This is a genomic window from Psychromonas sp. CD1, assembly GCF_002239585.1.
Lineage (GTDB): Bacteria > Pseudomonadota > Gammaproteobacteria > Enterobacterales > Psychromonadaceae > Psychromonas.
Genome location: NZ_NDFH01000003.1, coordinates 715899 through 742270, shown reverse-complemented (window position 1 = coordinate 742270; position 26372 = coordinate 715899). Strand labels below are relative to the sequence as shown.

Annotated in this window: 21 protein-coding genes and 1 pseudogene; 14 read left to right on the top strand and 8 right to left on the bottom strand. The window is 36.5% G+C overall.

Going from position 1 to position 26372, the window contains the following annotated elements; genetic code table 11:
• The first annotated feature begins 2 nt into the window (after positions 1 to 2).
• From recB to B8W84_RS04845, 9 genes are all read left to right on the top strand, one after another.
• Positions 3 to 3578: an exodeoxyribonuclease V subunit beta gene (recB, locus tag B8W84_RS04885; protein WP_257797917.1), complete on the top strand. Its 3576-nt coding sequence runs from the start codon at positions 3 to 5 to the stop codon at positions 3576 to 3578.
• 1 nt (position 3579) lies between these two features.
• A complete protein-coding gene (gene recD, locus B8W84_RS04880; protein WP_094752166.1) occupies positions 3580 to 5649 on the top strand; it encodes an exodeoxyribonuclease V subunit alpha in 2070 nt (689 codons plus the stop codon).
• A 57-nt stretch (positions 5650 to 5706) separates the two neighbouring features.
• Positions 5707 to 6174: a Cys-tRNA(Pro) deacylase gene (ybaK, locus tag B8W84_RS04875; protein WP_094752165.1), complete on the top strand. Its 468-nt coding sequence runs from the start codon at positions 5707 to 5709 to the stop codon at positions 6172 to 6174.
• A gap of 165 nt (positions 6175 to 6339) precedes the next feature.
• Entirely contained in the window at positions 6340 to 6741 is a 402-nt protein-coding gene (locus B8W84_RS04870) for a MarC family protein (protein ID WP_257797916.1), read from the top strand.
• A 67-nt stretch (positions 6742 to 6808) separates the two neighbouring features.
• Positions 6809 to 8116, top strand: coding sequence for a trigger factor (gene tig / locus B8W84_RS04865; protein ID WP_094752164.1), 1308 nt, complete (start codon positions 6809 to 6811; stop codon positions 8114 to 8116).
• 129 nt (positions 8117 to 8245) lie between these two features.
• Positions 8246 to 8869 carry an ATP-dependent Clp endopeptidase proteolytic subunit ClpP gene (gene clpP / locus B8W84_RS04860; RefSeq protein WP_094752163.1) on the top strand — a complete coding sequence of 208 codons (624 nt, stop codon included), beginning with the start codon at positions 8246 to 8248 and terminating at the stop codon, positions 8867 to 8869.
• A gap of 13 nt (positions 8870 to 8882) precedes the next feature.
• The gene (gene clpX / locus B8W84_RS04855) at positions 8883 to 10172 is read left to right on the top strand and encodes an ATP-dependent protease ATP-binding subunit ClpX (protein WP_094752162.1); all 1290 of its coding nucleotides are present in this window, start codon (positions 8883 to 8885) and stop codon (positions 10170 to 10172) included.
• A 146-nt stretch (positions 10173 to 10318) separates the two neighbouring features.
• The gene (gene lon, locus B8W84_RS04850; protein WP_094752161.1) at positions 10319 to 12676 is read left to right on the top strand and encodes an endopeptidase La; all 2358 of its coding nucleotides are present in this window, start codon (positions 10319 to 10321) and stop codon (positions 12674 to 12676) included.
• 157 nt (positions 12677 to 12833) lie between these two features.
• A complete protein-coding gene (locus B8W84_RS04845; RefSeq protein WP_094752160.1) occupies positions 12834 to 13109 on the top strand; it encodes an HU family DNA-binding protein in 276 nt (91 codons plus the stop codon).
• Positions 13110 to 13201: 92 nt separating this feature from the next.
• On the opposite strand, the gene B8W84_RS04840 is transcribed toward B8W84_RS04845, so the two are convergent.
• The 4 genes and pseudogenes from B8W84_RS04840 to B8W84_RS04825 all read right to left on the bottom strand — a co-directional run bounded on the left by B8W84_RS04840 (position 13202) and on the right by B8W84_RS04825 (position 17023).
• Positions 13202 to 15109 carry a SurA N-terminal domain-containing protein gene (locus tag B8W84_RS04840; protein WP_094752159.1) on the bottom strand — a complete coding sequence of 636 codons (1908 nt, stop codon included), beginning with the start codon at positions 15107 to 15109 and terminating at the stop codon, positions 13202 to 13204.
• A gap of 67 nt (positions 15110 to 15176) precedes the next feature.
• A pseudogene (locus tag B8W84_RS04835) lies at positions 15177 to 15332 on the bottom strand (transposase); the annotation flags it as partial.
• 120 nt (positions 15333 to 15452) lie between these two features.
• Positions 15453 to 16037, bottom strand: coding sequence for a thymidine kinase (locus tag B8W84_RS04830; protein ID WP_094752158.1), 585 nt, complete (start codon positions 16035 to 16037; stop codon positions 15453 to 15455).
• A 113-nt stretch (positions 16038 to 16150) separates the two neighbouring features.
• Positions 16151 to 17023, bottom strand: coding sequence for a DMT family transporter (locus tag B8W84_RS04825; RefSeq protein ID WP_180706055.1), 873 nt, complete (start codon positions 17021 to 17023; stop codon positions 16151 to 16153).
• A 319-nt stretch (positions 17024 to 17342) separates the two neighbouring features.
• Here B8W84_RS04825 and B8W84_RS04820 point away from each other — a divergent pair, with 319 nt between their 5' ends.
• Together B8W84_RS04820 and B8W84_RS04815 are read left to right on the top strand one after the other, a co-directional pair.
• Positions 17343 to 17714, top strand: a complete 372-nt coding sequence (locus B8W84_RS04820; RefSeq protein ID WP_094752157.1) for a GntR family transcriptional regulator — start codon at positions 17343 to 17345, stop codon at positions 17712 to 17714.
• On the top strand, positions 17711 to 18565 hold the full coding sequence (locus B8W84_RS04815) for an ABC transporter ATP-binding protein (RefSeq protein WP_094752156.1): 855 nt from the start codon (positions 17711 to 17713) through the stop codon (positions 18563 to 18565). The genes B8W84_RS04820 and B8W84_RS04815 overlap by 4 nt, the downstream gene beginning before the upstream one ends.
• A gap of 122 nt (positions 18566 to 18687) precedes the next feature.
• On the opposite strand, the gene B8W84_RS04810 is transcribed toward B8W84_RS04815, so the two are convergent.
• The 3 genes from B8W84_RS04810 to B8W84_RS04800 all read right to left on the bottom strand — a co-directional run bounded on the left by B8W84_RS04810 (position 18688) and on the right by B8W84_RS04800 (position 21155).
• Complete coding sequence (locus tag B8W84_RS04810) at positions 18688 to 19356, bottom strand: helix-turn-helix transcriptional regulator (protein ID WP_094752155.1); 669 nt, start codon at positions 19354 to 19356, stop codon at positions 18688 to 18690.
• A gap of 117 nt (positions 19357 to 19473) precedes the next feature.
• Positions 19474 to 20748 (bottom strand): L-cysteine desulfidase family protein, encoded by a 1275-nt coding sequence (locus B8W84_RS04805; protein ID WP_094752154.1) that lies wholly within the window; start codon positions 20746 to 20748, stop codon positions 19474 to 19476.
• A gap of 26 nt (positions 20749 to 20774) precedes the next feature.
• Positions 20775 to 21155 carry a RidA family protein gene (locus B8W84_RS04800; RefSeq protein WP_094752153.1) on the bottom strand — a complete coding sequence of 127 codons (381 nt, stop codon included), beginning with the start codon at positions 21153 to 21155 and terminating at the stop codon, positions 20775 to 20777.
• Between the two features lie 306 nt (positions 21156 to 21461).
• Between B8W84_RS04800 and B8W84_RS04795 the strand changes: the two genes are divergently transcribed.
• From B8W84_RS04795 to priA, 3 genes are all read left to right on the top strand, one after another.
• Entirely contained in the window at positions 21462 to 22238 is a 777-nt protein-coding gene (locus B8W84_RS04795; RefSeq protein WP_094752152.1) for an AzlC family ABC transporter permease, read from the top strand.
• Positions 22225 to 22566: an AzlD domain-containing protein gene (locus B8W84_RS04790; protein ID WP_094752151.1), complete on the top strand. Its 342-nt coding sequence runs from the start codon at positions 22225 to 22227 to the stop codon at positions 22564 to 22566. Before B8W84_RS04795 ends, B8W84_RS04790 begins: the two co-directional genes overlap by 14 nt.
• A gap of 973 nt (positions 22567 to 23539) precedes the next feature.
• Positions 23540 to 25771: a primosomal protein N' gene (gene priA, locus B8W84_RS04785; protein ID WP_094752150.1), complete on the top strand. Its 2232-nt coding sequence runs from the start codon at positions 23540 to 23542 to the stop codon at positions 25769 to 25771.
• Here priA and B8W84_RS04780 read toward each other — a convergent pair.
• A complete protein-coding gene (locus B8W84_RS04780) occupies positions 25764 to 26363 on the bottom strand; it encodes an ATP-binding cassette domain-containing protein (RefSeq protein WP_257797914.1) in 600 nt (199 codons plus the stop codon). The genes priA and B8W84_RS04780 overlap by 8 nt on opposite strands.
• Positions 26364 to 26372: the final 9 nt, after the last annotated feature.

The window sequence follows — 26372 nt, the reverse complement described above, 5'->3', positions numbered from 1 at the left end:
TAATGGTATCTATTTTACCTCAATCATTACATCCATTAACTTTTCCTTTATATGGTATGCGTTTAATCGAAGCGTCTGCAGGGACAGGAAAAACCTATACTATTGCTAGTTTATTTATTCGATTATTATTAGGCCATGGTGGTGAAAATAGTCATCATATACCCTTAAGTGTGGATAAAATTTTAGTGGTTACGTTTACGGAGGCCGCGACAGCCGAATTACGTGCACGTATTAGAGACAGAATTATTAGCGTGCGCTTGGACTTTATGCAGGGTAAAAGTCTCGACTCCTTTGTGCAAAAACTCCTAGAAAGTAGTTTTGATATCGATGAAGATATTCGTTTGTTACGTTTTGCCGAATTACAAATGGATGAAGCTGCGGTTTATACCATTCATGGGTTTTGTCAGCGAATGTTAATGCAAAATGCGTTTGAATCTGGCAGTTTATTTCAACAAAACTTATTAGAAGATGATAGTTTACTCATTGAGCAAGCGTGTAATGATTTTTGGCGTACGCATTTTTATGATTTGTCGAGTCATTTAACGGAGCTGATTTATAGTTATTGGCAACACCCAGAACAACTTAAAAAAGCATTGTTACCGAGTTTATCTCGGCTTGAAATGAATTTCCTACCCACGTTAAAAAATCTTGATTTTAAAGAAAAGTATCAACAAAGTTTACAAAAAATCAATGCTATTAAAGTAATGTGGCAAGCAAATAATGATGATTATTTTGATATTATTAGTGGCTCAGATGTCTCTAAACGCAGTTATAGTAAAAAGAATTTACCCACTTGGTTAGCGCAAGTTTCAGCGTGGGCCATGCAACCATCAAAATCTCTTATCTTACCCAAAAATCTACAAAAATTTTCACAAAAACAATTGGATGAGAAAACGCCTAAAGGAGCAACACCTAGGCACGCTGTTTTTCATGCTATTGAAGAGCTCTATGCGGAAGATTTGAGTCTTGAAAATACGATATTGATCATGGCGACATATTGGGTACGCGCGCATTTAAATAAGAATAAGCAAACCCAGAGTTTATTAGGCTTTGATGATTTATTAATTCGCTTAGATAATGCATTGCAAAACTCTGTTGGGCATCAGTTGGCAGATAAAATAAGAAAGACTTACCCGATTGCTATGATTGATGAATTTCAAGATACGGATCCGGTGCAATATCGTATTTTCCAAAGTATCTATGAAGACGATGCAATGTCAGAAGAAGACATGGGGCAAAAAACGGCGGGTTTGTTTATGATTGGTGATCCTAAACAAGCGATTTATAGTTTCCGTGGGGCGGATATATTTACTTATATGCAAGCGAGACAACAAGTGTCAGCGCATTACAGTTTAGATTTTAACTATCGCTCGTCAGCGCAAATGATTGATGCGGTGAATACTTTCTTTGCGCATTGTCCCGCGCCTTTTATTTACAATAATGATATTCCTTTTGTACCAATTCAAGTACCTGATATTCAGCGGGAAAAATTGGTGATCGATAATGAGGAGGATATCTCGCAAAGTGCATTACAATTTATTCATTCTGCAGGGGGTGAAAATGTAGATTCGTTTAAAAAAACGATAACCTTTGCGTGTGTAAATGAAATAAAGAATATTTTATTATTAGGTCAACAAGGCAAAGCTTATTTAGAAGATGAACAGGGTAATAAGCAAGCAATAAAAGCCGATGATATTGCTATTTTAGTCCGTACGGGCAAAGAGGCGAGCTTAATACGTGGCGCGTTATTAGATGAAAATATTAACAGTGTTTATTTGTCATTAAAAGAAAGTGTGTATGCGACGTCGTTAGGTAATGATTTACTGTTTATTTTAAGAGCGTGTTTAAATCCTGAAGATGAGCGTCAGTTGCGTAACGCTTTGGGTTGTAAATTATTTGCTTTAACACCGTATCAAATTTATCAGCAACTATCGGATGCTTCGAGCTGGGAAGAAAAGATAGGCCAGTTTTTTGATTATCATGCATTATGGGAAAAAAGAGGTGTGTTGGTTATGTTGCATAAATTGTTTCATGAGCAAGGTATCATTCAACATCTTTTCAGACTAGATCAAGGTGAACGGTTGCTTACCGATCTTTTACATCTTACTGAATTATTACAAAAAAACAGCGTAGAGCACGATGGTTGTTTTTCTCTATTACGTTGGTTTAGTGAGCAAGTAAGTCAAGAAAAAGCACAAAACAGTGAACAAAAACAACGTTTAGAAAGTGAAAAAGACTTAGTGCAAGTGAGTACGCTGCATAAATCAAAAGGTTTACAATATAATATAGTTTTTATGCCTTTTATGGGTTTATATCAAAAACCGCGGGATTGTGTCTACCATGATCCCGATAACAAACACCATCTGTATTATGATTTAAATAAAGAAAAAGCGCATGTTGCACTCACTGATAAAGAGCAACTGGCTGAAGATCTACGATTATTGTATGTAGGTTTAACGCGCAGTATTCAGCGTTGTTATTTAGGGATTTCGAATTATAAATCGGGTCGATTGAAAAATAGTCCATTAGTAAAAAGTGCATTAGGTTACATTTGTTTACAAACAGAAAAAGATCTCTTAGCCGGAGATTCTCAAGCCTTAAAAGTTTATCTAGATAAAATGTGCCACGCGAGTGTGAATATTGCAGTGCGTAATACGCCCCCGCGGAAGAAACTCGCTTATGCTCCTTATAAAAATAATATCACGCAACAACCCCCCCCTATTTTTTGTCGACATATTGAGCGTAATTGGTGGATCAGCAGTTATTCTTCTTTATCTCGCTTGCATTCACAACAAACGATACCTAAGGAGGAGCTAAGTCTTATACCAGCACAAGATCTGGCATTAGAGGAAAGTGTGTTAACACCGTTTAATTTTCCTCGAGGAGCGAAGCATGGGACATTTTTACATTTACTCTTTGAATTAATTGATTTTCAATGTAAAGATAAAAGGCAATTAGAAACGATAATTGATGTGCAATTGAATTTACATATTTATGATGATGCTATGCTTTGGACACCTATTTTAAGTACTTGGTTTGAGCAAATGTTAAATCACCCCTTAACAGAGCATGTTTGTTTAAAACAATTATCACCGGCAGCTATAAAAATAGAGATGCAATTCTTTTTAAGCATGAGAACGTTATACAGTGCGCAAATCGAACAGTTAATACAACGTTATGATGGGCTCTCTGCAGAAGCTGGGTCGCTGAATTTTAAGGCAGTACAAGGCTATTTAAAAGGGTTCATAGATCTTACTTTTGAGTCGGCTGGAAAGTATTATATCGTAGATTATAAATCTAATTATTTAGGTGATTCACTCAATGATTATAGTGAATCGAACATCCGTATTGCTATGATTGAGCATCGTTATGATTTTCAATATCAACTTTATACTTTAGCGTTACATCGATTGTTGCGTAGCCGAATTAAAAATTATGATTATGAGCAACATATGGGGGGTGTTTTTTATCTATTTATTCGAGGTATGCAAGGAGATAAAAATTATGGTGTTTATTTTACTAAGCCTGATTTTTTGTTAATTGATGGGTTAGATAAACTCTTTAATGGGGAAAATTAAGGTGTTAAATGAATTAAAAAAATGGAAAGCACAAGGTTTATTACGCCCTATTGATTTACATTTTGGCGCCTTTATCGGGCAATTAGGCGGGGATAATTTAACATTATTAAGTGCTGTATTTTGTAGTGAATATTTAGGTGTGGGGCATATTTGTTTACCTATTGAGCAGATAATTATAATATTAAAGAAAAAATGTATGGCGATGCATACAGATCTGCAAACATTTTGTTTACGTTATGATTTAAGTTGTTTATTGCAAAATACTGTTCAAACGCAACGGTGTTTAGAGGCATCTATTTGTGTGGGTGATAGGGCGCCTCTGAGTCTTGAATATAATGCTTTATATCTGCGCAGATATGCAAAATATGAGCAAATCATTGCAGATAAATTACTACATCAGCCTCAAAATTTATTTATGAATGATGTAAAACATCAATTAGATAAATTATTTGCGATAGATTTTCATTATATTTATGAAAAATGGTTGCAAGATAAGGCGCAATCTCTTCCATTATTATGTGAAAAATACTTGGATGTTTTATCCACTAATTCGTTATCTAAGTCCTTAGATTGGCCCGCAATACAAAATTGCTTTGAGCGAGCTAATGATGCGCTAGATTTAATGCCCTTACACACTCTTATTCCTCAAAATATGCGTTGCGATTGGCAAAAAGTTAGTGCGGCGTTGGCGGTAACGAGTGCTCGTTGTGTTATTTCTGGAGGACCGGGGACGGGTAAAACAACCACGGTAACGAAACTATTGGCATTACTCTTAAGCGCACAGCCGAATATGATTGTAAAAATGGTGGCGCCAACGGGTAAAGCTGCCACCCGTTTAAGTGCTTCTATTCGTGAGGCTTTACAAGTACTACCTATTGATGATGAAATTAAAAAAAACATACCGAGCGACGCCTGCACAATACATCGTTTATTAGGTGTTAAAGCGGGCAGTAATCATTTTCGTTTTAATGAAAATCAACGCTTACATTTAGATTTACTATTGATAGATGAAGCTTCTATGGTCGATTTACCATTAATGGCCAAGTTATTGATGGCGCTACCGGAGCATGCGCGTCTTATTTTGTTAGGCGATAAAGATCAACTTTCATCGGTTGAAGCGGGTGCTGTATTAGGCGATATTTGTGCTTTTATTGATACGGGGTATAGTGTCGGCAAAGCGCAACAATTAGCGGATTTAACGGGGTTTGAATGCTTACGCAATACCCACATAGACTCTTCAGGAATGGCGGATAATTGTTGTTTATTACAAAAAAGTTATCGTTTTGATCAATATTCCGGGATCGGTTTTTTAAGTAATGCTATCAATAAAGGTCAAGCAAACTCAGAGCAAGTGTTAGCTCTGTTTACACAGTATGATGATTTAGCGCATTATGAAAATAATACCTCGAGTCAAAAAATATTGCAGGAAATGATACTTGAGGGTTATCGCCCTTATTTGCTGTTAATGCAAGAGCGGCTGAGTCATGATGGGCCATGTCCGAAGGTATTATTAAAAGCGTTTAATTGTTTTCAAATACTGTGTGCAATTAGGGAAGGAAATTGGGGCGTGCAAGGCTTGAATCAAATTACAGAAACGGTACTGTCGCGTGCAGGATTAATAGATAAAGTGGCAGAGCAAGGACAAAATTTGCAGATCTGGTATTCGGGTAGGCCGGTGATGATAACCCAAAATAATTACCATTTAGGTTTATACAACGGTGATATTGGTTTATGTCTCACCGATAAACAAGGAAAACTGCGCGTTTACTTTGAAATGTCAGATGGTAATGTTGCAGACTTTCAACCGAGCCGATTACCTGGTCACGAAACGTCATATGCCATGACCGTACATAAGAGTCAGGGGTCTGAATTTGAGCATACTCTCTTGGCACTACCGACAAAAGTGGTGCCGGTTGTTACACGTGAATTGATTTATACAGGAGTGACCCGCGCCAAAAAACGCCTGACGTTATTTGCGAATTTAGACATAATGGCACTGGCTATCAAACAAAAAACATTACGTTATAGTCGCTTGGTTGAACGCCTTAAAGAAACAAATAGGGTAAATTAATTATCTTGAATAGTGTAAGAACTAATATCATTTAGAGTAAAGAAAAGAGGAAAGAGAATGACACCCGCGATTAAGTTTTTAAAGCAACAAAAAGTGAATTTTAAAGTGCATGAATATATCCATGCGAAAGATAACGACGCGTATGGTAAAGAAGCGTGTGAAAAGTTAGGCGTTGCGAGCGAACTTGTTTTTAAAACGCTGGTGGTTTGTCTGGATGGACAGGAATTAATTGTTGCTGTATTGCCCGTACTTGAAAAGTTAAGCATGAAAAAAGTAGCGCATTGCTTTAAAGTTAAAAAAGCACAAATGGCAGAAAAAAATGCGTTATTACGTTCGACAGGATATATTTTAGGTGGTGTGAGCCCGCTTGGGCAAAAGAAACGTTTGCGTACGCTTATCCATACAAGTGCCTTTAATGTGCCCCAAATCTTTGTGAGTGCGGGAAAACGAGGTATGGATATAGAATTAAGCGCATTACAATTACAAAATTTATTAGGAGCGTCTCAAGTAAATATCTGTGCTTAAATAGTATCCAGAATGTTTGTTTTTTGCTTTGTTTTTTACTTTTGAAAATTAAAATATGTCGGTACGTCATTTGGCGTATCAATAATTTATCTGTGCAATGCGTAATGCTGATGGATATAATATCGTCTTATGTTAGCATTCCCATTTTTATATCCAGAGATTGTTATGATAGAAACCTTTTTTGCTCTTTATTTAAAAATATTTTTCATGATGACCCCCTTTTTTATTATGTCTGTATTTATCTCGATGAGCACCGACATGAATAAGGCTGATAAAAAAAACACCATTATAAAAATGGGTATTACAGTGATGGTGGCATGTGTCGTTTTTCTGTTTTTTGGACCCTATATTTTCAGTTTATTTGGCATTACATTAGACGCTTTTAAAATAGGTGCGGGGACCGTCCTTTTTTTAAGTGCTTTAGATATGATCCGAGGTGATAGTGCATTACCAGAAAAAGATTTGAAGCAAAGTAAAGATTTTGCGGTAGTTCCCTTGGCTATCCCTGTTGTGGTTGGTCCGGGTGTTATTGGGGTTTTAATGGTCATCGGCGCAGAAATCCCTTGAAATTTTATTAATTAGCCATATGTCATATGTCTAAGCAAACACTTAAAATAGTAATAAAGGAAATAACATGCAAGTTTCTGTTGAAGCAACAAAAGGCCTAGAGCGCACAATGACAATCACTGTTGCCGCTGACGTATTTGAAAAAGAATTTAATGGTCGTATTCGTAAATTGTCAAAAACACAACGTGTTGACGGTTTCCGTCCAGGCAAAGTACCTGTTTCTGTTATAATTAAACGTTTTGGTGCGGCGGTTGAAAATGAAGTTGCTGGTGAAGTCATGCAAAAAAATGTTTTTGAAGCGATTATTGCTGAAAAATTAAACCCAGCAGGTGCGCCATCTGTTGCGCCTAAAGCCCGTAAAAAAGGCGAAGATTTTGTTTTTACTGCAATTTTTGAAGTTTACCCTGAAGTAGTCTTAAAAGATCTTGCTGAATTATCGGTAAGTAAAGAAGATGCACAAGTAACCGATGCAGATCTTGATAAAATGATCGAGACGTTGCGTAAGCAGCATGCGTCATGGTCAGAAATAAAAGAAAATGCAGCGGATGAACATCAAGTGACGCTCAATTTTGAAGGCTCTATCGATGGTGAAATCTTTGAAGGTGGTAAAGCGGAAGATTTCCAAATTGTACTTGGATCTGGTCGTATGATCCCTGGTTTTGAATCGGGAATTGTTGGTAATAAAGCCGGTAGTGAGTTTACAATTGAAGTTAACTTCCCAGAAGAATACCATGCAGAAAACTTAAAAGGTAAAGCTGCTAAATTTAAAATCAACTTGAACAAAGTCGAAGAGCAAATTCTTCCTGAAATCACAGAAGATTTTGTTAAAAAATTCGGTGTGAAAAGTGGTGAAATTAACGAGCTTAAAGAAGACGTTAAAAAGAATATGCAACGTGAACTTGAGCAAGTATTAAAAAATAATGCAAAAGACGTTGTATTAAATGCATTAGTTGCAGACAATGAAGTGGACATTCCTAAAGCATTGGTTGATAGTGAAATAAATATTTTACGTAAGCAAGCAATGGAACGCTATGGCAAGCAAATGGATCCTAAAAACGTACCAGAATTGCCAGTAGAATTATTTACAGAGCAAGCGGAAAAACGCGTTAAAGTAGGTCTATTATTAGGTGAAGTGATTAAGCTTAACGAATTAAAAGTAGATCAAGATAAAGTGACTGCATTAATTGAATCGGCAGCATCTGCATATGAAAATCCAGTTGAAGTTGTTGAGTACTATAAAAATAATAAAGAAATGATGCAAAACATGGAAAATGTTGCATTAGAAGAACAAGCTGTTGATTTTATTTTTGCAAAAGCAAAAGTTACAAATGAGCAAAAAACGTTTGACGAGATCATGAATAAAACGGTTGCTTAATGGCCTAATCGCCGTTAAAACAATTGCTTAAGATTTGATGGCTCGTGTGGATTCACTCGAGCCATTTTTATTGTTAGGTGCGAAGCACGACTAACGATTTAAATTAATTAAATATATTGAAGGTGAAATATGCAAAATCAATTTGTCACACAGACGGAAGTAATGAGCAATACGTTGATCCCAATGGTTGTTGAGCAAACTGCAAAAGGTGAGCGCTCTTATGATATATATTCGCGGTTATTAAAAGAACGCGTGATCTTTTTAACTGGGCCAGTTGAAGATCATATGGCGAATGTTATCACTGCACAATTATTATATTTGGAGTCAGAAAGTCCAGAGAAAGATATTTATATTTATATTAATTCTCCCGGTGGCTCAATCAGTGCTGGGATGGCAATTTATGACACAATGCAGTTTATTAAACCGGATGTAAGTACTGTTTGTATGGGAATGGCTGCCAGTATGGGTGCATTTTTATTGGCCAGTGGAGCACCAGGTAAACGCCATTGTTTACCAAATGCAAAAGTGATGATTCATCAACCATTAGGTGGTTTTCAAGGTCAAGCTTCTGATTTTGAGATTCACGCGAAAGAAATCTTGGCAACAAAGAAACGTATGAATGAATTATTGGCATTTCATACCGGGCAAGATGTTGATGTGATAACAAAAGATACGGATCGTGATAATTTTATGCGTGCCGATGAAGCGTTAAAATACGGAATTGTTGATTCTGTATTAACGAAAAGAAAATAAGCAAGGAATAATTATGTCCGATAAGAAAGATAGTAATAATTTACTGTACTGTTCTTTTTGCGCAAAAAGTCAGCATGAAGTAAAAAAACTGATTGCTGGCCCATCTGTATATATTTGTAATGAGTGTGTAGATCTGTGTGATGATATTATACAAGAAGAAATTGCAGAGCTAAATACGAGTATTAATCTTGATGTAGAAAAAGAAGATAAAAAATTACCGACTCCCCATGAGATTCGTGCCAACTTAGATGATTATGTGATTGGGCAAGATCAGGCTAAAAAAGTATTATCCGTTGCTGTTTACAATCATTATAAACGTTTAAAATACGGAGATTCAGATAAGGGTGTTGAGCTAAGTAAAAGTAATATTCTTTTAATTGGGCCGACAGGTAGTGGTAAAACATTATTAGCAGAAACAATGGCACGTTTGCTTGATGTCCCATTTACGATGGCAGATGCAACCACGTTAACAGAAGCGGGTTACGTTGGTGAAGATGTTGAAAATATTATCCAAAAGCTATTACAAAAATGTGATTATGATCCTAAAAAAGCACAACGTGGAATTATTTATATTGATGAAATTGACAAGATAACGCGCAAATCTGAAAATCCATCGATTACACGAGATGTTTCGGGTGAAGGTGTGCAACAAGCATTATTGAAACTAATTGAAGGTACGGTGGCTTCTATTCCTCCACAAGGAGGACGCAAACATCCAAACCAAGAATTTATTCAAGTGGATACTTCTAAAATCTTATTTATTTGTGGTGGTGCTTTTTCAGGCTTAGATTCTATTATTGAGAAACGTATAGATACCGGACAAGGAATTGGTTTTGGTGCAACGGTGCGCGGTGAAGACTCAAAAGCGACATTAAGTGAAACCTTTAAGAAAGTTGAACCACAAGATTTAATAAAATATGGTTTAATTCCTGAATTTATTGGTCGATTACCAGTTATTGCTACATTAACTGAGTTAGATGAAGAAGCATTAGTCGATATATTAACCATACCTAAAAATGCGATTACCAAACAATATTCAGCGTTATTTGATTTAGAAGATGTTGAACTTGAGTTTCGTCCTAAAGCGTTAAAAGCGATGGCAAAAAAAGCAATGAAACGTAAAACAGGTGCTCGTGGTTTACGCTCTATTGTTGAATCTGTATTACTTGATACTATGTATGATTTACCGTCAATGCAAAATGTGAGTAAAGTGGTGGTTGATGAGAAAGTAATCCAAGGTGATGCTGATCCTTTAATTATCTATAGTGATAAGCAAGCTAAACTGGCATCGTCTAATAAATAGGCGTTTGTTCGTTTTTTTATATAAAAAGAGAGCTAAAGGCTCTCTTTTTTGTTTTTACCCTTGAAAAAAAAACGTATAGCCCCACTATTATCAATTACTAATGAGTGAAAACACTCGGTTTAAAAATGAACGTCTCTGGGGATATTATGAAAACTGAATCTGAACAACAACTAACCCTGCCTGTATTACCTCTACGTGATGTAGTTGTTTATCCGCATATGGTTATCCCTCTATTTGTGGGGCGGGATAAATCAATTAAATGTTTAGAAGCGGCGATGGAGCTAGGAAAAAAAGTTTTATTGGTTGCACAAAAAGAAGCCTCGTTAGATGATCCAAAAACAGATGAATTATATCAAGTTGGTACGGTTGCTAATATATTACAGTTATTGAAACTGCCTGATGGCACCGTTAAAGTACTGGTGGAAGGTGTGCAACGGGCGCGAATTGTTGCTGATATAGATAATAAAGATTACTTCTTCGCAAAAATTGAGATATTAGAAAGTGAGGATGTGGATCCCGAAGAAGAAGACGCTTTAATGCGTAGCGTTATTGGTCAATTTGAATCTTATATTAAATTAAATAAAAAAATTCCACCTGAAGTTTTGGCCTCAGTAAATGGTATTGATGATGTTGCTCGTTTAGCGGATACGATTGCCGCACATATGCCACTTAATTTAGAAGATAAACAAGCCGTATTGGAGCTGAACTCTATTACTGAGCGTTTTGAATTTTTAATGGCGATGATGGAGACGGAAGAAGACATTTTAAAAATTGAAAAACGTATTCGTAGCCGTGTTAAAAAACAGATGGAACGCAGTCAGCGTGAATATTACTTAAATGAGCAAATGAAAGCGATCCAAAAAGAATTGGGTGAGTCAGAAGATGGAAATAATGAAAACGATCAGCTTGAGGCTAAGATAGAAGAAGCAGGGATGTCTGTTGAAGCAAAAGAAAAAGCCATGGGAGAGCTTAGAAAGTTAAAAATGATGTCGCCCATGTCTTCTGAAGCAAGTGTTATCCGGACGTATATCGAAAGCTTAATCAATGTACCGTGGAAAAAACGTTCTCCGGTTAAAAAGAACATTGCCAAAGCAAAAGAAATACTCGATGCAGATCATTATGGCTTAGATAAAGTAAAAGAGAGAATTTTAGAGTATTTAGCAGTGCAAACGAGAGTTAATAAATTAAAAGGCCCTATATTGTGTTTAGTTGGTCCCCCTGGTGTAGGAAAAACATCATTAGGCCAATCGATTGCTCGCTCAACGGGACGTAAATATATTCGAATGGCGCTTGGTGGCGTGCGTGATGAAGCAGAGATACGTGGACATCGCAGGACATATATTGGTTCTTTACCCGGAAAAATCATTCAAAAAATGAGTAAAGTGGGGGTTAAGAATCCTCTGTTTTTACTTGATGAAATTGATAAAATGGCCTCAGATATGCGAGGTGATCCGGCATCGGCATTACTTGAAGTACTCGATCCTGAGCAAAATAATACTTTTAATGATCACTATTTAGAAGTGGATTATGATTTATCTGATGTGATGTTTGTGGCAACATCAAATTCAATGAATATTCCCGGACCATTACTAGATCGTATGGAAGTGATTCGTCTGTCGGGGTATACCGAAGATGAAAAAATGAATATTGCTAAACAGCATTTAACCAGTAAGCAAGTTAGACGTAATGGCCTTAAAGAAAGCGAAATTAGTATTGATGACAGCGCGATTATTGGTATTGTTCGCTATTATACTCGTGAAGCGGGTGTGCGTGGACTAGAACGTGAGATCTCTAAAATTTGTAGAAAGGTTGTAAAACAAATTTTATTAAATAAAAAACTAAAGAATGTTGTTATTAATATTGATAACTTGAAAGATTATTTAGGCGTACGCCATTTTGATTTTGGAAAAGCAGAAGCAGAAAATCAAGTTGGACAAGTCACAGGTCTTGCGTATACAGAAGTGGGCGGAGAATTATTAACCATTGAAGCCACATCTATGCCTGGTAAAGGTAAGCTTAATTATACCGGCTCTCTCGGTGATGTGATGCAAGAATCGATTCAAGCCGCAATGACTGTGGTACGTTCACGTGCAAGTGAATGGCGCATTAATGAAAACTTTCATGAAAAACGTGATATTCATGTGCATGTGCCGGAAGGGGCTACGCCTAAAGATGGGCCAAGTGCGGGCGCCGCAATGTGCACTGTATTGGTTTCAAGTTTAACGGGTATCCCTGTACGAGCTGATGTTGCGATGACGGGCGAAATTACTCTGCGAGGCGAAATTTTACCGATTGGTGGGTTAAAAGAAAAGTTATTAGCTGCGCGTCGCGGTGGAATTAAAACGGTATTGATACCATTTGAAAACATGCGTGACCTTGAAGAAATCCCAGATAATATAAAAAATCAATTAGAGATCAAACCAGTGCGTTGGATAGAAGAGGTTTTAGAATTAGCGCTTGAGCAAAGTTTAAAGGGATTTACTGTTCAAAATAGTCAGAAATAGGTGCTAAATCACATAAAATCAAGGCTTGTTAGTGAGTTTTTGTTAAATTAACTTGCACCTAATCTCATAGCAACGTAGCCTAGCATAGCGAAGATATAACCTGTGTTTATTCTTCATAAAAAGAAAACACTACAAATAAAAAAACGGGGATAAAAGAATGAATAAAGGACAACTAATCGATAATATCGCAGAAAGTGCAGACATTTCTAAAGCGGCTGCAAGTCGTGCTCTGGATGCTTTTATTAATTCTGTAACACAAGCTTTGGTTGATGGTGATAATGTTTCTCTCATTGGTTTTGGTGCTTTTTCTGTAAAAGACCGTGCCGCTCGCACTGGACGTAATCCACAAACGGGTGCGCCAATTGAAATTAAAGCCGCAAAAGTGCCTGCCTTTAAAGCCGGTAAATCATTAAAAGATGCAATTAACGCTTGATCTGTTGTATTGGTTGTTTTTTTAATTAAATGCATCATTTTATGCTTTAAAAGAATACCTATAGCGCCTTCTCTGACTGTAATAACTTAAAATTAATTATCAGAGGTTTCTTCAATCTCTGCATTTAGCATTAATTGTGCTAACCATGCTTGATACGTCGCATCTGAAGCACCTCGCACTAACATCATCTGTAATTGATCTTTTAATCCAGGCATTGTTTCAGCACTCTCTTTATCTAATACTTTAGATAAAGCAATAATAGAGAATCCTGTCGCACCCGTATCATTTGTTGATACCCAACCATACGTTACTTTATCGGTTTTAGGTTTTGCTAATGCGAAAACTTTTTGTATAACCTGAGGATTAATTTCACGACTATAACGAGATAAGGTTAATCGTTTACTAAATTGTAATGCTTTCCCTTTTAATAGTGGCGTTACTGCTTCACCTTTATTAAGTTTATCTAATACTTTTAATGTAAAATCAAATGCTCGAGTACGTGAACGTTGCTCGCTCAATAATGTACTGATAGTATCAGAAACTTTACTAAGAGGCTCTGTTGATGCATCTTTAAATTCGCTGATCCGCACTACAATGGAACTTTTATCCGAAAGCTCGAAAACATCTGAGTTTAAACCTTCATCTCTAAAATCAATATCAAATAAAATGTTTAATAAAGCATTATCTTGTAATAAAACAGGTGCATTATCTCGACTAAATAATGCCGTATGCTGTATTTTCATATTTAATACACCTGCGGCTTCATCTAAATTATCCGGAGCTTCAAAAGCAACTTCACGAAGTTCTTGTTGCAACGCATAATAATTTTCATCTGTCTTTTCTTTCTTTATTGTATTGAATACTTGGTCTTTTACTTGAGAAAAAGGTAATGTTTCTTTTTCCTGAATAGCCAACAATTTAATAATATGATAACCAAACGTTGACTTAATCAAACCTGATAATGGCGCCTTAGAGGTTAATGCAAAACTGGCTTTATCAAAATCAGGATCCATAACGCCACGTTCAAACCAATCTAGTTCACCTTTATTTTTTGCCGATAATGTATCTTCTGATTTTGTGCTTGCCAATACGGAAAAATCAGCACCTTTTTGTAATGCAATTAAAATGGCTTGCGCTTTTTTAAGCGATACAGGCGACTGCCCTTTTATCAGTATATGGGCAACCTTACGACGCTCTGCACGTTGGTAATTTCCTTTGTGCTCTTTATAATAAGTTTTTACTTCCGTATCACTGACTTTAACTTTCGTATTTAAATTATTAGCATCTAAAAGAACATAATCAATACTTACTTTTTGAGTAGACTGAAAACTTTGTTTGTTTAGATCATAATATGTTTGTATATCCTGTTTTGATATAGGCGTTGTTTCCGGGAAGTCTCTACCGGATATATTCAATACACGAACAACACGTTCCTGTGCTTGTAATTTACTTGCACTATCCACTTCAATAGGTAATATAAATTCACTATTCACTAATGTATTTAAAAATTGACGACGTAACAAATCTTGCTTTATCAATTGGCTAAAGATTGCAGGCGTGTAATTCGCTCGGCGTAATAAAGCTAGATATTGCGCATTATTAAATTCACCTTTAACTTGAAACTCTGGCATTTGGCGGATGGCATCTTTAATTTGCTCATTACCAACATGTAAATCCATCTCTTGAATGCTTTGAGATATCAATAAGTTAGAAATCAGAGTTTGTTTTGCTTGGGCACGAACTTGTTTTGTAAAATTAGGGCTAGCCGCTATCACATCAAATTGTTCTGCATATTGTTGTTCTAAACGAGAGCGTTCATTTTTATATTCTTGATCTACACTGGCTTTACTTATCTCATCACCATTAACAGTAAGCGAAACAGAAGTGTTACCTCCCCCTAAATAACCACCAACACCCGCTAAAGTAAATGACAACATAATAATAATTAATATACTTTTAGCGACAACACCTTGCGAACTGGCGCGCATTTTATCTAACATTTTTTGGACCCTCTAAACTGATATAAAAAACGCATCAAATGACACGTTAATACATCTAATTAAGTTACAACGATACATCCATGCCACCATATTTTGTTCGCCATTTATAAAAGCTTGAATTACTCATGCCGTGTTCTCGGCATAATTCGGGAATGGGTACACCTTTTTCGGCTTGTTTTAATATCGATAAAATTTGGCTGTCGCTAAAATGTGCTTTTTTCATGAAAATTCTCCTGAGTTAAATCATACGAGAAAATTCTACTTTTGACTTCGATTATTTTTCGGGGGGATTACCAACACATATATGTAGATTGGTTTTATAGAATTGGATGGGACTAAAATGTTATTTAACATCCCAAACTACATCTCGAAAGTGCTTTCGACAAACGGATTCATAGCTTTCATTACCCCCTATTTCTATTTGGGCACCTTCACTGATAACGTTACCCTGACTGTCGCGTCGTAAAATCATATTGGCTTTTCGACCACAGTGACAAATTGTTTTTAATTCGATGAGTTTATCTGCCCAAGCTAACAAATAATGACTTCCACTAAAAAGTTCACCTTGAAAATCCGTTTTAATACCATAACACAGAACAGGGATCCCAAGTATATCTACAACATAAGTTAATTCTTTCACTTGTTTTTTGGTCAGGAATTGAGCTTCATCAAGAAGAATACAATGTTGTTGTTGTTGTTTGTGTACGGTTTCAATAAGTTTGGCTAAATTATCATTGGAGCAGAAGGCTTGAGCTTCACACTCTAGCCCTATTCGTGATGCGACTTTACCGACTCCTGCTCGATTATCGATAGCGGGTGTTAGTACTAATGTATTCATGCCTCGCTCACGATAATTATAAGACGATTGTAAAAGGGCCGTTGATTTACCAGCATTCATTGCTGAATAATAGAAGTAGAGTTGTGCCAAAATTTCTTCCTTTAAAGGTGCCAGGGGGCAATAATAACAAATTGTTTTGTATCACGCTTAGTGTACTGTATTCACAATATTTATTTGTATATAAAGTATCTAACGTCATTATTTTAAGTTTTTTTAGATTTATAAAATACATTAATCAAGGCACCTGCAACAATGAAAAGGCCCCCACTTAATGTCGACAACGAAGGGCTTTCATTAAAGAATAGCCAGCCGATAGTAATAGAGAATATGACTTGTACATAAGAATAAGCAGTGGCTTTACTGGCATCTTCGGTTTTCATTGCGTTGGTTAGGCCTATTTGTCCAATTTGAGTGAAAACACCGACAAATAATAATAATAAGAGTGCTTGCGTGTTCGGCAGGACAAAATCATTACCCAGTAAAAGAGCGGATATTGGCAATGCAATGAGTGGAAAATAAAAGATGATAACCGAGCTATCTTCACTATTACTTAAGCGTTTAACTAGTGTATAAGACACTGCACTACCGAAAGCTCCTACTATAGCAATACCCACACTGAACATAGGTAACGCTTGGTTACTGCCGGTTTCTACAATTAAAAGTAAACCTAATAGACAGCAACAGATACATAATATAGTCGAGCGTTGTATTTTTTCATGTAAAAATATAATGGCGAGGATTGAGGTGAAAACTGGGTATAAATATTGTAATAAAGTTGCTTCTGCTAAAGGCAAAGTTGCCAGTGCATAGTAAATGCACAATAATGCTAACGTGCCCGAGAGACCGCGAGAAATAAGCAATTTTTTATTGTTTCCCCAAAGAGAAATTCTTTTACGTTTCACATCGGTATAGCTTATTACTAAAGACACAATGGCGCGCGCAGCGATAATTTCAAAAACAGGGATCCCATAGGTGCTGACTAATTTTACGCAACTGGACATCAGCGCAAAAGCAAAGGCGGATAGCAACATATATTTTGCACCGACGGGTAATTTATTGACTAAATGTAAAGGCATCATATTTTATATTCGATATGGCTAAAGTGATTGCATAGGTAGTGGAATAATACAAGAAAACTAAATGCGAGGATATATCAAAAGCATTTATTTAATAAGGCACTGCTTTTCTATGCAAACTCAGATTTTAGCCGTCGATTTATCTCGTTAACTTTGTGATGGAAGCTGACATTGAGGTATAAAAATACTTGTTCAGTATTGCTCTTCTGTTATAGTGTTATACCTGAGTATATCACCATTGAGGTATAAAAATACTTGTTCAGCATTGCTCTTCTGTTATAGTGTTATACCTGAGTATATCACCATGATAGGTATAACAGTGACGAAATGGAATAATAAACAACCGATTTTTCATCAAATCAAAGATTTAATTGAAACTCAAATGTTACAAGGAATTTGGCCTGAGGGGGGGGCACTACCCTCTATACGGTGCGTTGCTTTAGATTTGAAAATAAATCATCTTACGGTGATGAAGGCGTATCAATTATTGGTGGATGCAAAATTAGTTGAAAAAAAGAGAGGGCAAGGGATGTATGTGTTAAGTGGTGCCCTTGAAAAATTAAAAAAAGAAAAAAAACAACTCTTTCTAGAAGAGCAGATCCCACAAATAGTTGCTACGTTAAAGCGTATTGATATGCCTTTATGTACTTTTATTAAAGCATTAAAAAAGCAGATTGAGAGCGATAAATGAAAATATTAGTTGATGTTAATAAAGTGAGTAAAAAATATAAGTCTACGTTGGCTTTAGATAACGTTTCTTTTACTCTAAAAGAGGGGCAGATCCTTGGTTTGTTAGGTCATAATGGTGCTGGAAAGTCATCTCTTATAGGTGCGATATTAGGTGCGCTATCGTATCAAGGTAAAATTACTGTTTGTGCTTTAGATCCCCGTAAAAAGCGTGCGCAGTTAATGCAACATCTTGCTTATATTTCGGATGTAAATGTATTGCCTTTGTGGATGACTGTGGCGCAAATATTACGTTATAGCCAAGGTGTTCATCCTCGTTTTGATATTGCTAAAGCCAAGGAGATATTAGTAGATACTAATATCTTAATGTCTCAAAATATTGCCACCCTATCCAAGGGCATGCGTGTGCAATTACATTTAGCGTTGATAATTGCGACCGATACGCGTGTCTTAATATTAGATGAACCAACATTGGGTTTAGATTTGTTATATAGGGATACTTTTTATAAACATTTGATTACTTGGTTTCAAGAAGGGTCTCGATCTTTAATTATAGCTAGCCATGAAGTTAATGAAATCGAACATCTACTTACCGATGTTTTGATTCTTAAGCAAGGTAAAATGGCATTATATACCGAAATTGAAACATTACAGGAGCAATATTTTATATTAGAGGGGGGGGCTGAGCTACATGATAGGGTGAGAAAAATGTCTCCACTTGGGATCCAATCTGGGTTTGCGATGACAAAATGGTTACTTAAGAGCCAGTATTTAGAAGAAGCACAAACGTTGGGTATTATCACGAAGGCAAGTCTGCAAGACATATTTATCGCCATTCAAAAGGAAGGTTTATGATGCATCGTATTTTTTATATGCTTGAAAAAGAGTGTTTAGAGCATCGAGTTGTTTTAACTTTATTTTGTTTGGCTTTAAACGTGCTTTTTTATCTTTAAAGCCAAATGGAAATTTATAGAATATTATTGTAAATGTAATATGTTTTTTGTACTTTCTATATTCCGTAAATAACGATAGATACTGTGAATGGATATTTTTAGACTTTTGGCAACGCTACTAATACTATCTTTTAAATCAAAGATACCTAATTCATTTAAAGCGACAACGATTTCTTTATTTTTTTTCTGCATAGAAATATTGTTATCTTGCATCACTTTATTTTGTACACTTCTAATTGAGCTTTGCATTAGCTCCTCATGATCGAGTGCGAAAGTTTCGGGTGAATGGTTGCATTCTTGTACAGGCATGATATCAGGTAGTAGAGCGCGCATCATAGATTGAAAAGGTGCATCAAGATTGCTATTAATACATAATAAACCAATGGGTCTATTATCGGCATTTCGAATAATGGTGGTTATTGAGCGCAAGCTTTTTCCATCTGGGGATTTTGTTAAATAAGAAGCAGATACATCCCTGCCTTCTGTTAATTTCATTAAAGCGACATTAGTTATAGGAGCCCCAACGCTTCTACCCGTGATATTCCCATTGACTATTTTTATTATCGATGTGTTTCTGACATCAAGAGAATGTAATAATACCTCGGTATGCTTGCCGAACATAGCGGCAATACCATCCACCACATTTCTCATTGCGTTTAGTATATCAAGATCAGTTTGGCTTAATTGGTGCACGATTTATTTTCCTATAAAAGAATAAACCACCTTACTATAAAGCGGTTTATTATTGACATCAACAAGTAAATAAATAAGTATATAAATTAGGTGCTTACAGATGTTTTCATCTGTTTATTATGCCGACATAATATCAATGATAATCGCATCTGTTTTCGGCATGCCAATGGTCACTAATTTACCTAAGTTGCGAATCGTTTGTTCAACATTATCGGCAATGATACCTTGATCAGTGGTTCCTGTGGCATTAATTGCTAGCATTGAACTATAGATTGCACTGCTTGTTGTTGTTTTAACTTTCAACGCACAGGTTGATTTAGCACCATCACAGATAATACCTGTACAATCGCCCAGTACATTTTGAATTGCATAACAGCTTTGTTTGTAATCACCGCCCATAAGATACACCATTGCCATCGCAACCGCAGAACTTGTCGCTGTATTACCACAAAATGCTGACAGTGGTGGATAATAAGATTTAATGTAAATGGCGACTAAGTTACTCAGTATTAGTGCGCGAGCAAGTTTATCGTCGCCATGACCACAATGTTTAGACATTATCATGACAGGTAAAGTTGCTGCAATACCTTGATTACCACTTCCATAATTACTCATGGCAGGTAAAGATGCACCACCCATTCGAGCATCAGATGCCGCAGATGTATGCATTAAAATATTACTGACCAAGTCATCAGACATAAATCCATCTTTAATGCTTTTTTGTATAATACGACCAATTTTCAAGCCATAGTCATTGGTTAAACCTTCATCTGCTAGGGTAGAATTTAATCTTGCAGACTCTAAAATAAATTCTATATCTGCAAAAGGCGCCTGCATTGCAAAGTTATAAATACCTTCGACTGTAATATCTACACCATCACAGATAGATGCGGTCGATGCGTTTGTCGCCGTTGATTTCGTGAACACAACTTTACCGTTTAATTTTTTGCTAATAACTTGTGTATGTGCACCGCTTACTTCAACAATAGCGATATTATTACCCGCTTTAATTTCAACAAGACAATATATAAACTCATCTACATCGATACGTGAGACTTCAACGTTATTTGCATCAATAAGTGTCTGGGCTTTCTCGACATCGGTATTGGTTATATTTTCTAATACTTGTAAATCTGCGAGGGGATCGCCTGCAAACGCACCAACAGATGCGGCAATACGTAAACCGATCTGTCCGGTTCCAGGAACAAAAACACCCATTGAGTTTTTATACAGATTATCAGAAACTTGTACTGTAATTTTTTCTGGTTCGCCATCTAACATTTGCATTGCGACAGCAGACGCATAAGCAACGGCGATAGGCTCTGTGCAACCTAAAGCAGGTTTCACGACAGACTTGAGAATGTTAATGTATTGTTGCCATTGTGTTTTCATATTGATCCCCTTCAAATTATTTATTGTTATTTACAATAAGCGATTGCTTCGACTTCAACTTTTACATTTAACGGTAAATCTTTTACTGCAAAGCAACTGCGAGCAGGACATTCAGTGCTAAAAAATTCACTATATACTTTATTAAATTCCGCAAAATCGTTTATATCAGAAAGATAACATGTTGTTTTTAAAACAGTTTCTAGACTGCCGCCACCAGCTTCAAGCACTGCTTTTAAATTGGTTAATGATTGGTGGGATTGGGCAACGATACCTCCATCGACAACCGAACCCTTTTCTTTACAGACAGGAAGCTGACCTGAAGTGAATATAAGATTGGCGAATTTATTGCCATGTGAATATGGACCAATGGCTTCGGGAGCACTGTTTGCTGTAATAATTTGTTTCATGATATTTCCTAGATGAGTAATGCGACAGCGAGACTGTACTACTTACAAATATATTTGCAAGACAAGTTGCAAATATATTTGCTACAATTCGATTTAATTTTTTATTCGCTTATAAATCAACCAATTGGAAAATTTAAAAATAGCAGTACGCCGCTATTTATGTGATCCAGCGCAAATAAAATTGTGTATTACAAACAAAATACCTTGAACCCTAGAAAAAACAGTAATACAATTGCAAAATAATTTGCATCTGGTCATTGTAAAATAATTTGCAGTCGCAATGTAAATCGAATAACAGGTATTGATATGAATAAAAAATATTTCTTAATGGGATTAAAAGCCATCTCACCCTTATGTGTTGGTGGTTTCCCTTTTTCTTTTATAGTTGGTGCAATCAGTATTAGTGTGGGCATGTCCATAACCCAAAGTACATTGTGGTCGTTTACTGTTTTTGCAGGCTCCGCGCAAATGGTGGCACTCGGCTTAATACAATCTTCAGGTAGCATTTTAATTATTATGTTAACCACGTTTATTATTAATCTTCGCCATGTTTTATACAGCGCTTCAATGGCTGAATATATGAAAGACTATTCCTTCCCGATGCGTGCGTTAATGGCTTATGGATTAACGGATGAAGTGTATGCGGCAACAATAGATGAAATGAAGTTGAATAAAAAAGATAGACACTGGTTTTATTTAGGTGCAATGGGTGGCTTTTGGTTTACTTGGGTTCTGGCTAACTTTTTAGGTGCTATCGTGGGTAGCTCTTTCCCTGAAATTGCAGATTATGGTTTGGATTTTGCGATGGTAGCTGCGTTTATCGCAATTGTTATCCCACAAGTTAAAAATAGAGAATGTATTACCGCTGCTATTGTTGCAACGATTACGGGTATTTTATTATCAGACTTGCCGTATTCATTAGGCCTTGTTATTGCAGCTTGCATTGGTGTTTTTGCTGGATATCGTATGGATTTATCGACAGAAGCTATGCAAAAAGAAGAAGATATTCAACGTATTAAAAAAGATAAAGAAGAAGAAAACTTAAACACTCAAGGAAAGGAATTGTGTAATGCATCATATTAATTTAAATACCTATATGCTAATTACTGTTTGTATGGTGATTGCTACTTTTATTATCCGTTTTTCAATTATAGGTTTAGCGGGTCGTTTTAATATGTCAGAGCGTTTTAAAAAGACATTACGTTTTGTGCCAGTTACCGTACTTCCTGCTATTATTGCCGTATCTATATTGGGTGCGGGTGAGCATATGGAATTTAATCTACAGAATCCGAAAGTGTTGGCGGCTATCGTCTGTACTTTGGTTAGTTTTAAATTTGATTTGATTTGGGTGGTGATTAGTGGCATTGCATCATTATTATTCTTTCAGTATTTTCTTTGTTATCTCTGTTAAGTTAAATCGATCGCTATGATAAAGTAAAAAGGCACTTAGGTGCCTTTTTTTATTTTAATGAATACATGAAGGTTTTTTAAAAGGTTATTTGTTTTTTAAACGAAGAGTGCACAAATTGTTGCCTACACCAGCGTTTAGTAAAAAAACTTTCGCCCTCCCTCATTTTAAGATATCTTAAGTATCATTGCCAGACAACACCAACCTGCTTAAGATACCAGATTCCAGTCACCTTAAATATGACCAGCTGGTGGTTTATAACTAGAACTCTAGATGAAGAGAAACTTATCGTTGGAATACATTGCTTTACAAAGATAAGTTGAATCAAAAGGAATGATGGCAAATACAGTATATGTATATATGTATAAAGCGCGTTTGATGTGGTCGCGCGCATGCTCGCCCACTCGCGCACCCACAGTTTGCGAGACACTGACTGGTCTACATGAAATCACCCATAAAGAACTGGGGGATGGGAGAAGAAGTAAACTCAGGATCATAGTTGCCAACGGGTAGGTTTGAGAATAAATTACCGACGTTTTTCATTGCATGACCGCTTTCGAAATTTTGTTCTGTGTGGGTACAGCAACAAGGGTGTTCCCGCTGTTTTCAGAAAGCCTTTACGGAATTACGAGTAGTTTGCCGCTGCAGTCATATTCCACGACCTCATCATTCTTGCGGAGTCAGAACTAACATTTTGAAATTAAAAATCTGTTTGGGCTAATAATAATTTAGTATACTTTAATATATTGCGCAGATACATGAACACCCGAAGTGTATTGGGTCCGAGTTATGTATTGAAGTTTTTTGATAATTCTAAGAAACGGTCGTGGCATAGTGCTAGTGTTGCATGCTCTGTGTTGGCAACAATGCATTATCTCTGGTTGCTGGTTCGATCCCACGGCATTAAAAAAAGAGATTAAATACCCCTCAAAGCATAAAAGCGCTACAATCATTCTTTTCTTATAAAAATCAACTTATGCTTAAACCCATCATTTGTCAGATCGCTTTGCCTATCCCTTTGCGCAGGTTATTCGATTATCAATTGCCTCTGCATCTCGCTCCAAATAGCTTAATAAGCCTTGTCGGACGACGGGTACGAGTATCATTTGGTAGCAAAAGAGAAATGATTGGGCTTATCTATAGTACAACAAACAATACAGCCCATGATCTAACAAAAATAAAACCCATTATAGAATTACTCGATACACAGCCCTTACTCAGCTCTAATTTGTGGGATTTATTACATTGGGCTTCTTTATATTACCAACATCCCTTTGGGGACGTATTGCAACAAGCACTACCAAGTGCCTTACGTAAAGGTAAAGAAGCCACGTTTAAAATGCAAGAATACTGGCATTTATTATCGAGTGACCTAAATATTTCTGAGGTGAAACGCGCTAAAAAACAATACCAAGCCCTGCTTTTATTAAAACAAAACCCCTTAAGCACTACACATTTAAAGGCGCAAGGCATCACTAGAAACACCCTCAATATATTGCAAGAAAAAGGCTTTATTGAATGTATTGCAAAACAGCCAGAATACAACTTAAACTGGTCAAAAAACTTACAAGAAAGTGAAGATAAACCACAGTTAAGTACCGAGCAAGCCGTTGCGATTACAGCGGTTAACCAACAAAACAAAGAATTTAACTGTTTTTTATTAGAAGGAATTACAGGAAGCGGTAAAACCGAAGTTTATCTTAATATTTTAACGCCTATTTTAAAAATGGGTAAGCAAGTGCTGATCATCGTTCCTGAAATTGGTTTGACACCTCAAATCATACAACGCTTTCAAGCGCGCTTTAACCTACCCATTTATTTAAAACATTCAGGCCTTAATTCACGCCAACAACTTGATACTTGGTGCCACGCCAAGCAAGGTAGTGCCGCCATTATTATTGGTACGCGCAGTGCCATTTTTAGCGATATAAAAAATTTAGGTTTAATTATTTTAGATGAAGAGCACGATGCATCTTTTAAACAACAAGATGGTTTTCGCTATCACGCGCGTGATTTTGCCATTAAACGCGCACATATGGAAAATATCCCCATCATACTAGGCTCTGCAACACCAGCATTAGAAACATTACATAACGCCTTACAAGGGAAATATCAGCATCTACATTTAACGCAACGCGCCGGGCTTGCTAAACCACCAACAAGCAGTTTAATTAACCTTGCAGGTTTACCATTACAATCGGGATTATCACCTCAACTTATTGAATTGATGCGTCGCCATTTACAAAAAAATAATCAAGTCATATTATTTTTAAATCGACGCGGATTCTCTCCTGTTTTAATGTGCCATGAATGTGGTTGGTTAGTAAAATGTACGCGATGCGATGCTTTTTATACCTATCACAAAAAAGCCAATTATCTGCACTGCCATCACTGTGCATCAACGCTGCCTATTCCCCAACAATGTTATGACTGTGGCTCTACACAACTTATCACTAATGGTGTCGGTACCGAACAGTTAGAACAAACATTAAAAAGCATTTTTCCTGACGACCCCGTTATACGTATTGATAGAGACAATACTCGCAAAAAAGAAAGTTTTGATGAATACCTCAATGATATTCATCAAGGCAAATATAAAATACTGATTGGCACACAAATGCTCGCTAAAGGGCATCATTTCCCTAATGTAACGTTAGTTGCATTAATTGACGTCGATGGTGCACTTTTTTGCAATGATTTTCGGGCGAGTGAGCGTTTAGCACAACTTTTCACCCAAGTCGCCGGTCGCGCCGGTCGCGCAGAAAAAAAAGGCCAAGTGGTCTTACAAACACACCACCCCGAGCATATATTACTACAAGAGCTAGTTAATAGTGGTTATACACAATTTTCTCGTAATGCTCTACGTGAACGAAAACTTGCACAACTACCGCCCTATCAGTTTCAAGCACTTTTACGCGCAGAGTCTGAAAATGCAACTCTTGCCGAAAACTTTTTAACCCTATGCAGACAAATATTGATAAAAATTTGCCTCGAACATAACATTACTGAAAAAATGTTATTGCTCGGCCCGATTCCGGCTCCGATGGAGAGAAAAGCGGGAAGGTATCGTTTTCAATTATTATTACAATCAACCTATCGCACATTGATAACACAGACTCTGCAACGTGCAATAGACATCTTCTCTAAATCACCAGAAGGTAGAAAAGTAAAATGGTCTATCGATGTAGATCCTATCGATTTTACTTAATTGAATAAATCATAGGATGATCTTTAATAGGATGCTTTTGTACTAAGCAAGCATAACCGTAAACAGCAAGGATCATTTGTTTAGTGAGTACTTGCCATGGAGAGCCATCAGCTTCTATTTTGCCATTATTAAGTACCATAATACGATCTGAATATTGGGCCGCTAAATTCAAATCATGTAAAACCACAATTACAGCGGCCCCTTTTTCAGCCATTTCTCGAGCAATGCTTAATATTTTATGCTGATGAGCAAGATCTAAAGCAGAAGTTGGTTCATCTAACATTAAAATCGCCTTTTGACCGGCTTGTGATAATTGAACTAAGACGCGAGCTAAATGTACTCTTTGTTTTTCACCTCCCGATAAACTCGGATAAGCCCGGTGTTTAAATTCACTAACACCGACTTTTTGCATCACTTCATCAATGACTTGTGTCGCTTTCCGTGAAGAAAGTGACAAAGGCAATAAGCCTAATTGAACAACTTCTTCAACGGTAAAAGAGAAGCTTAAGCTACTTTGCTGTGCTAATACTCCCATATTTTGAGCGCGTACTGAACGAGATAACCTTTTTTTATTTACCCCCCAATAAAGCAACGATGTTTG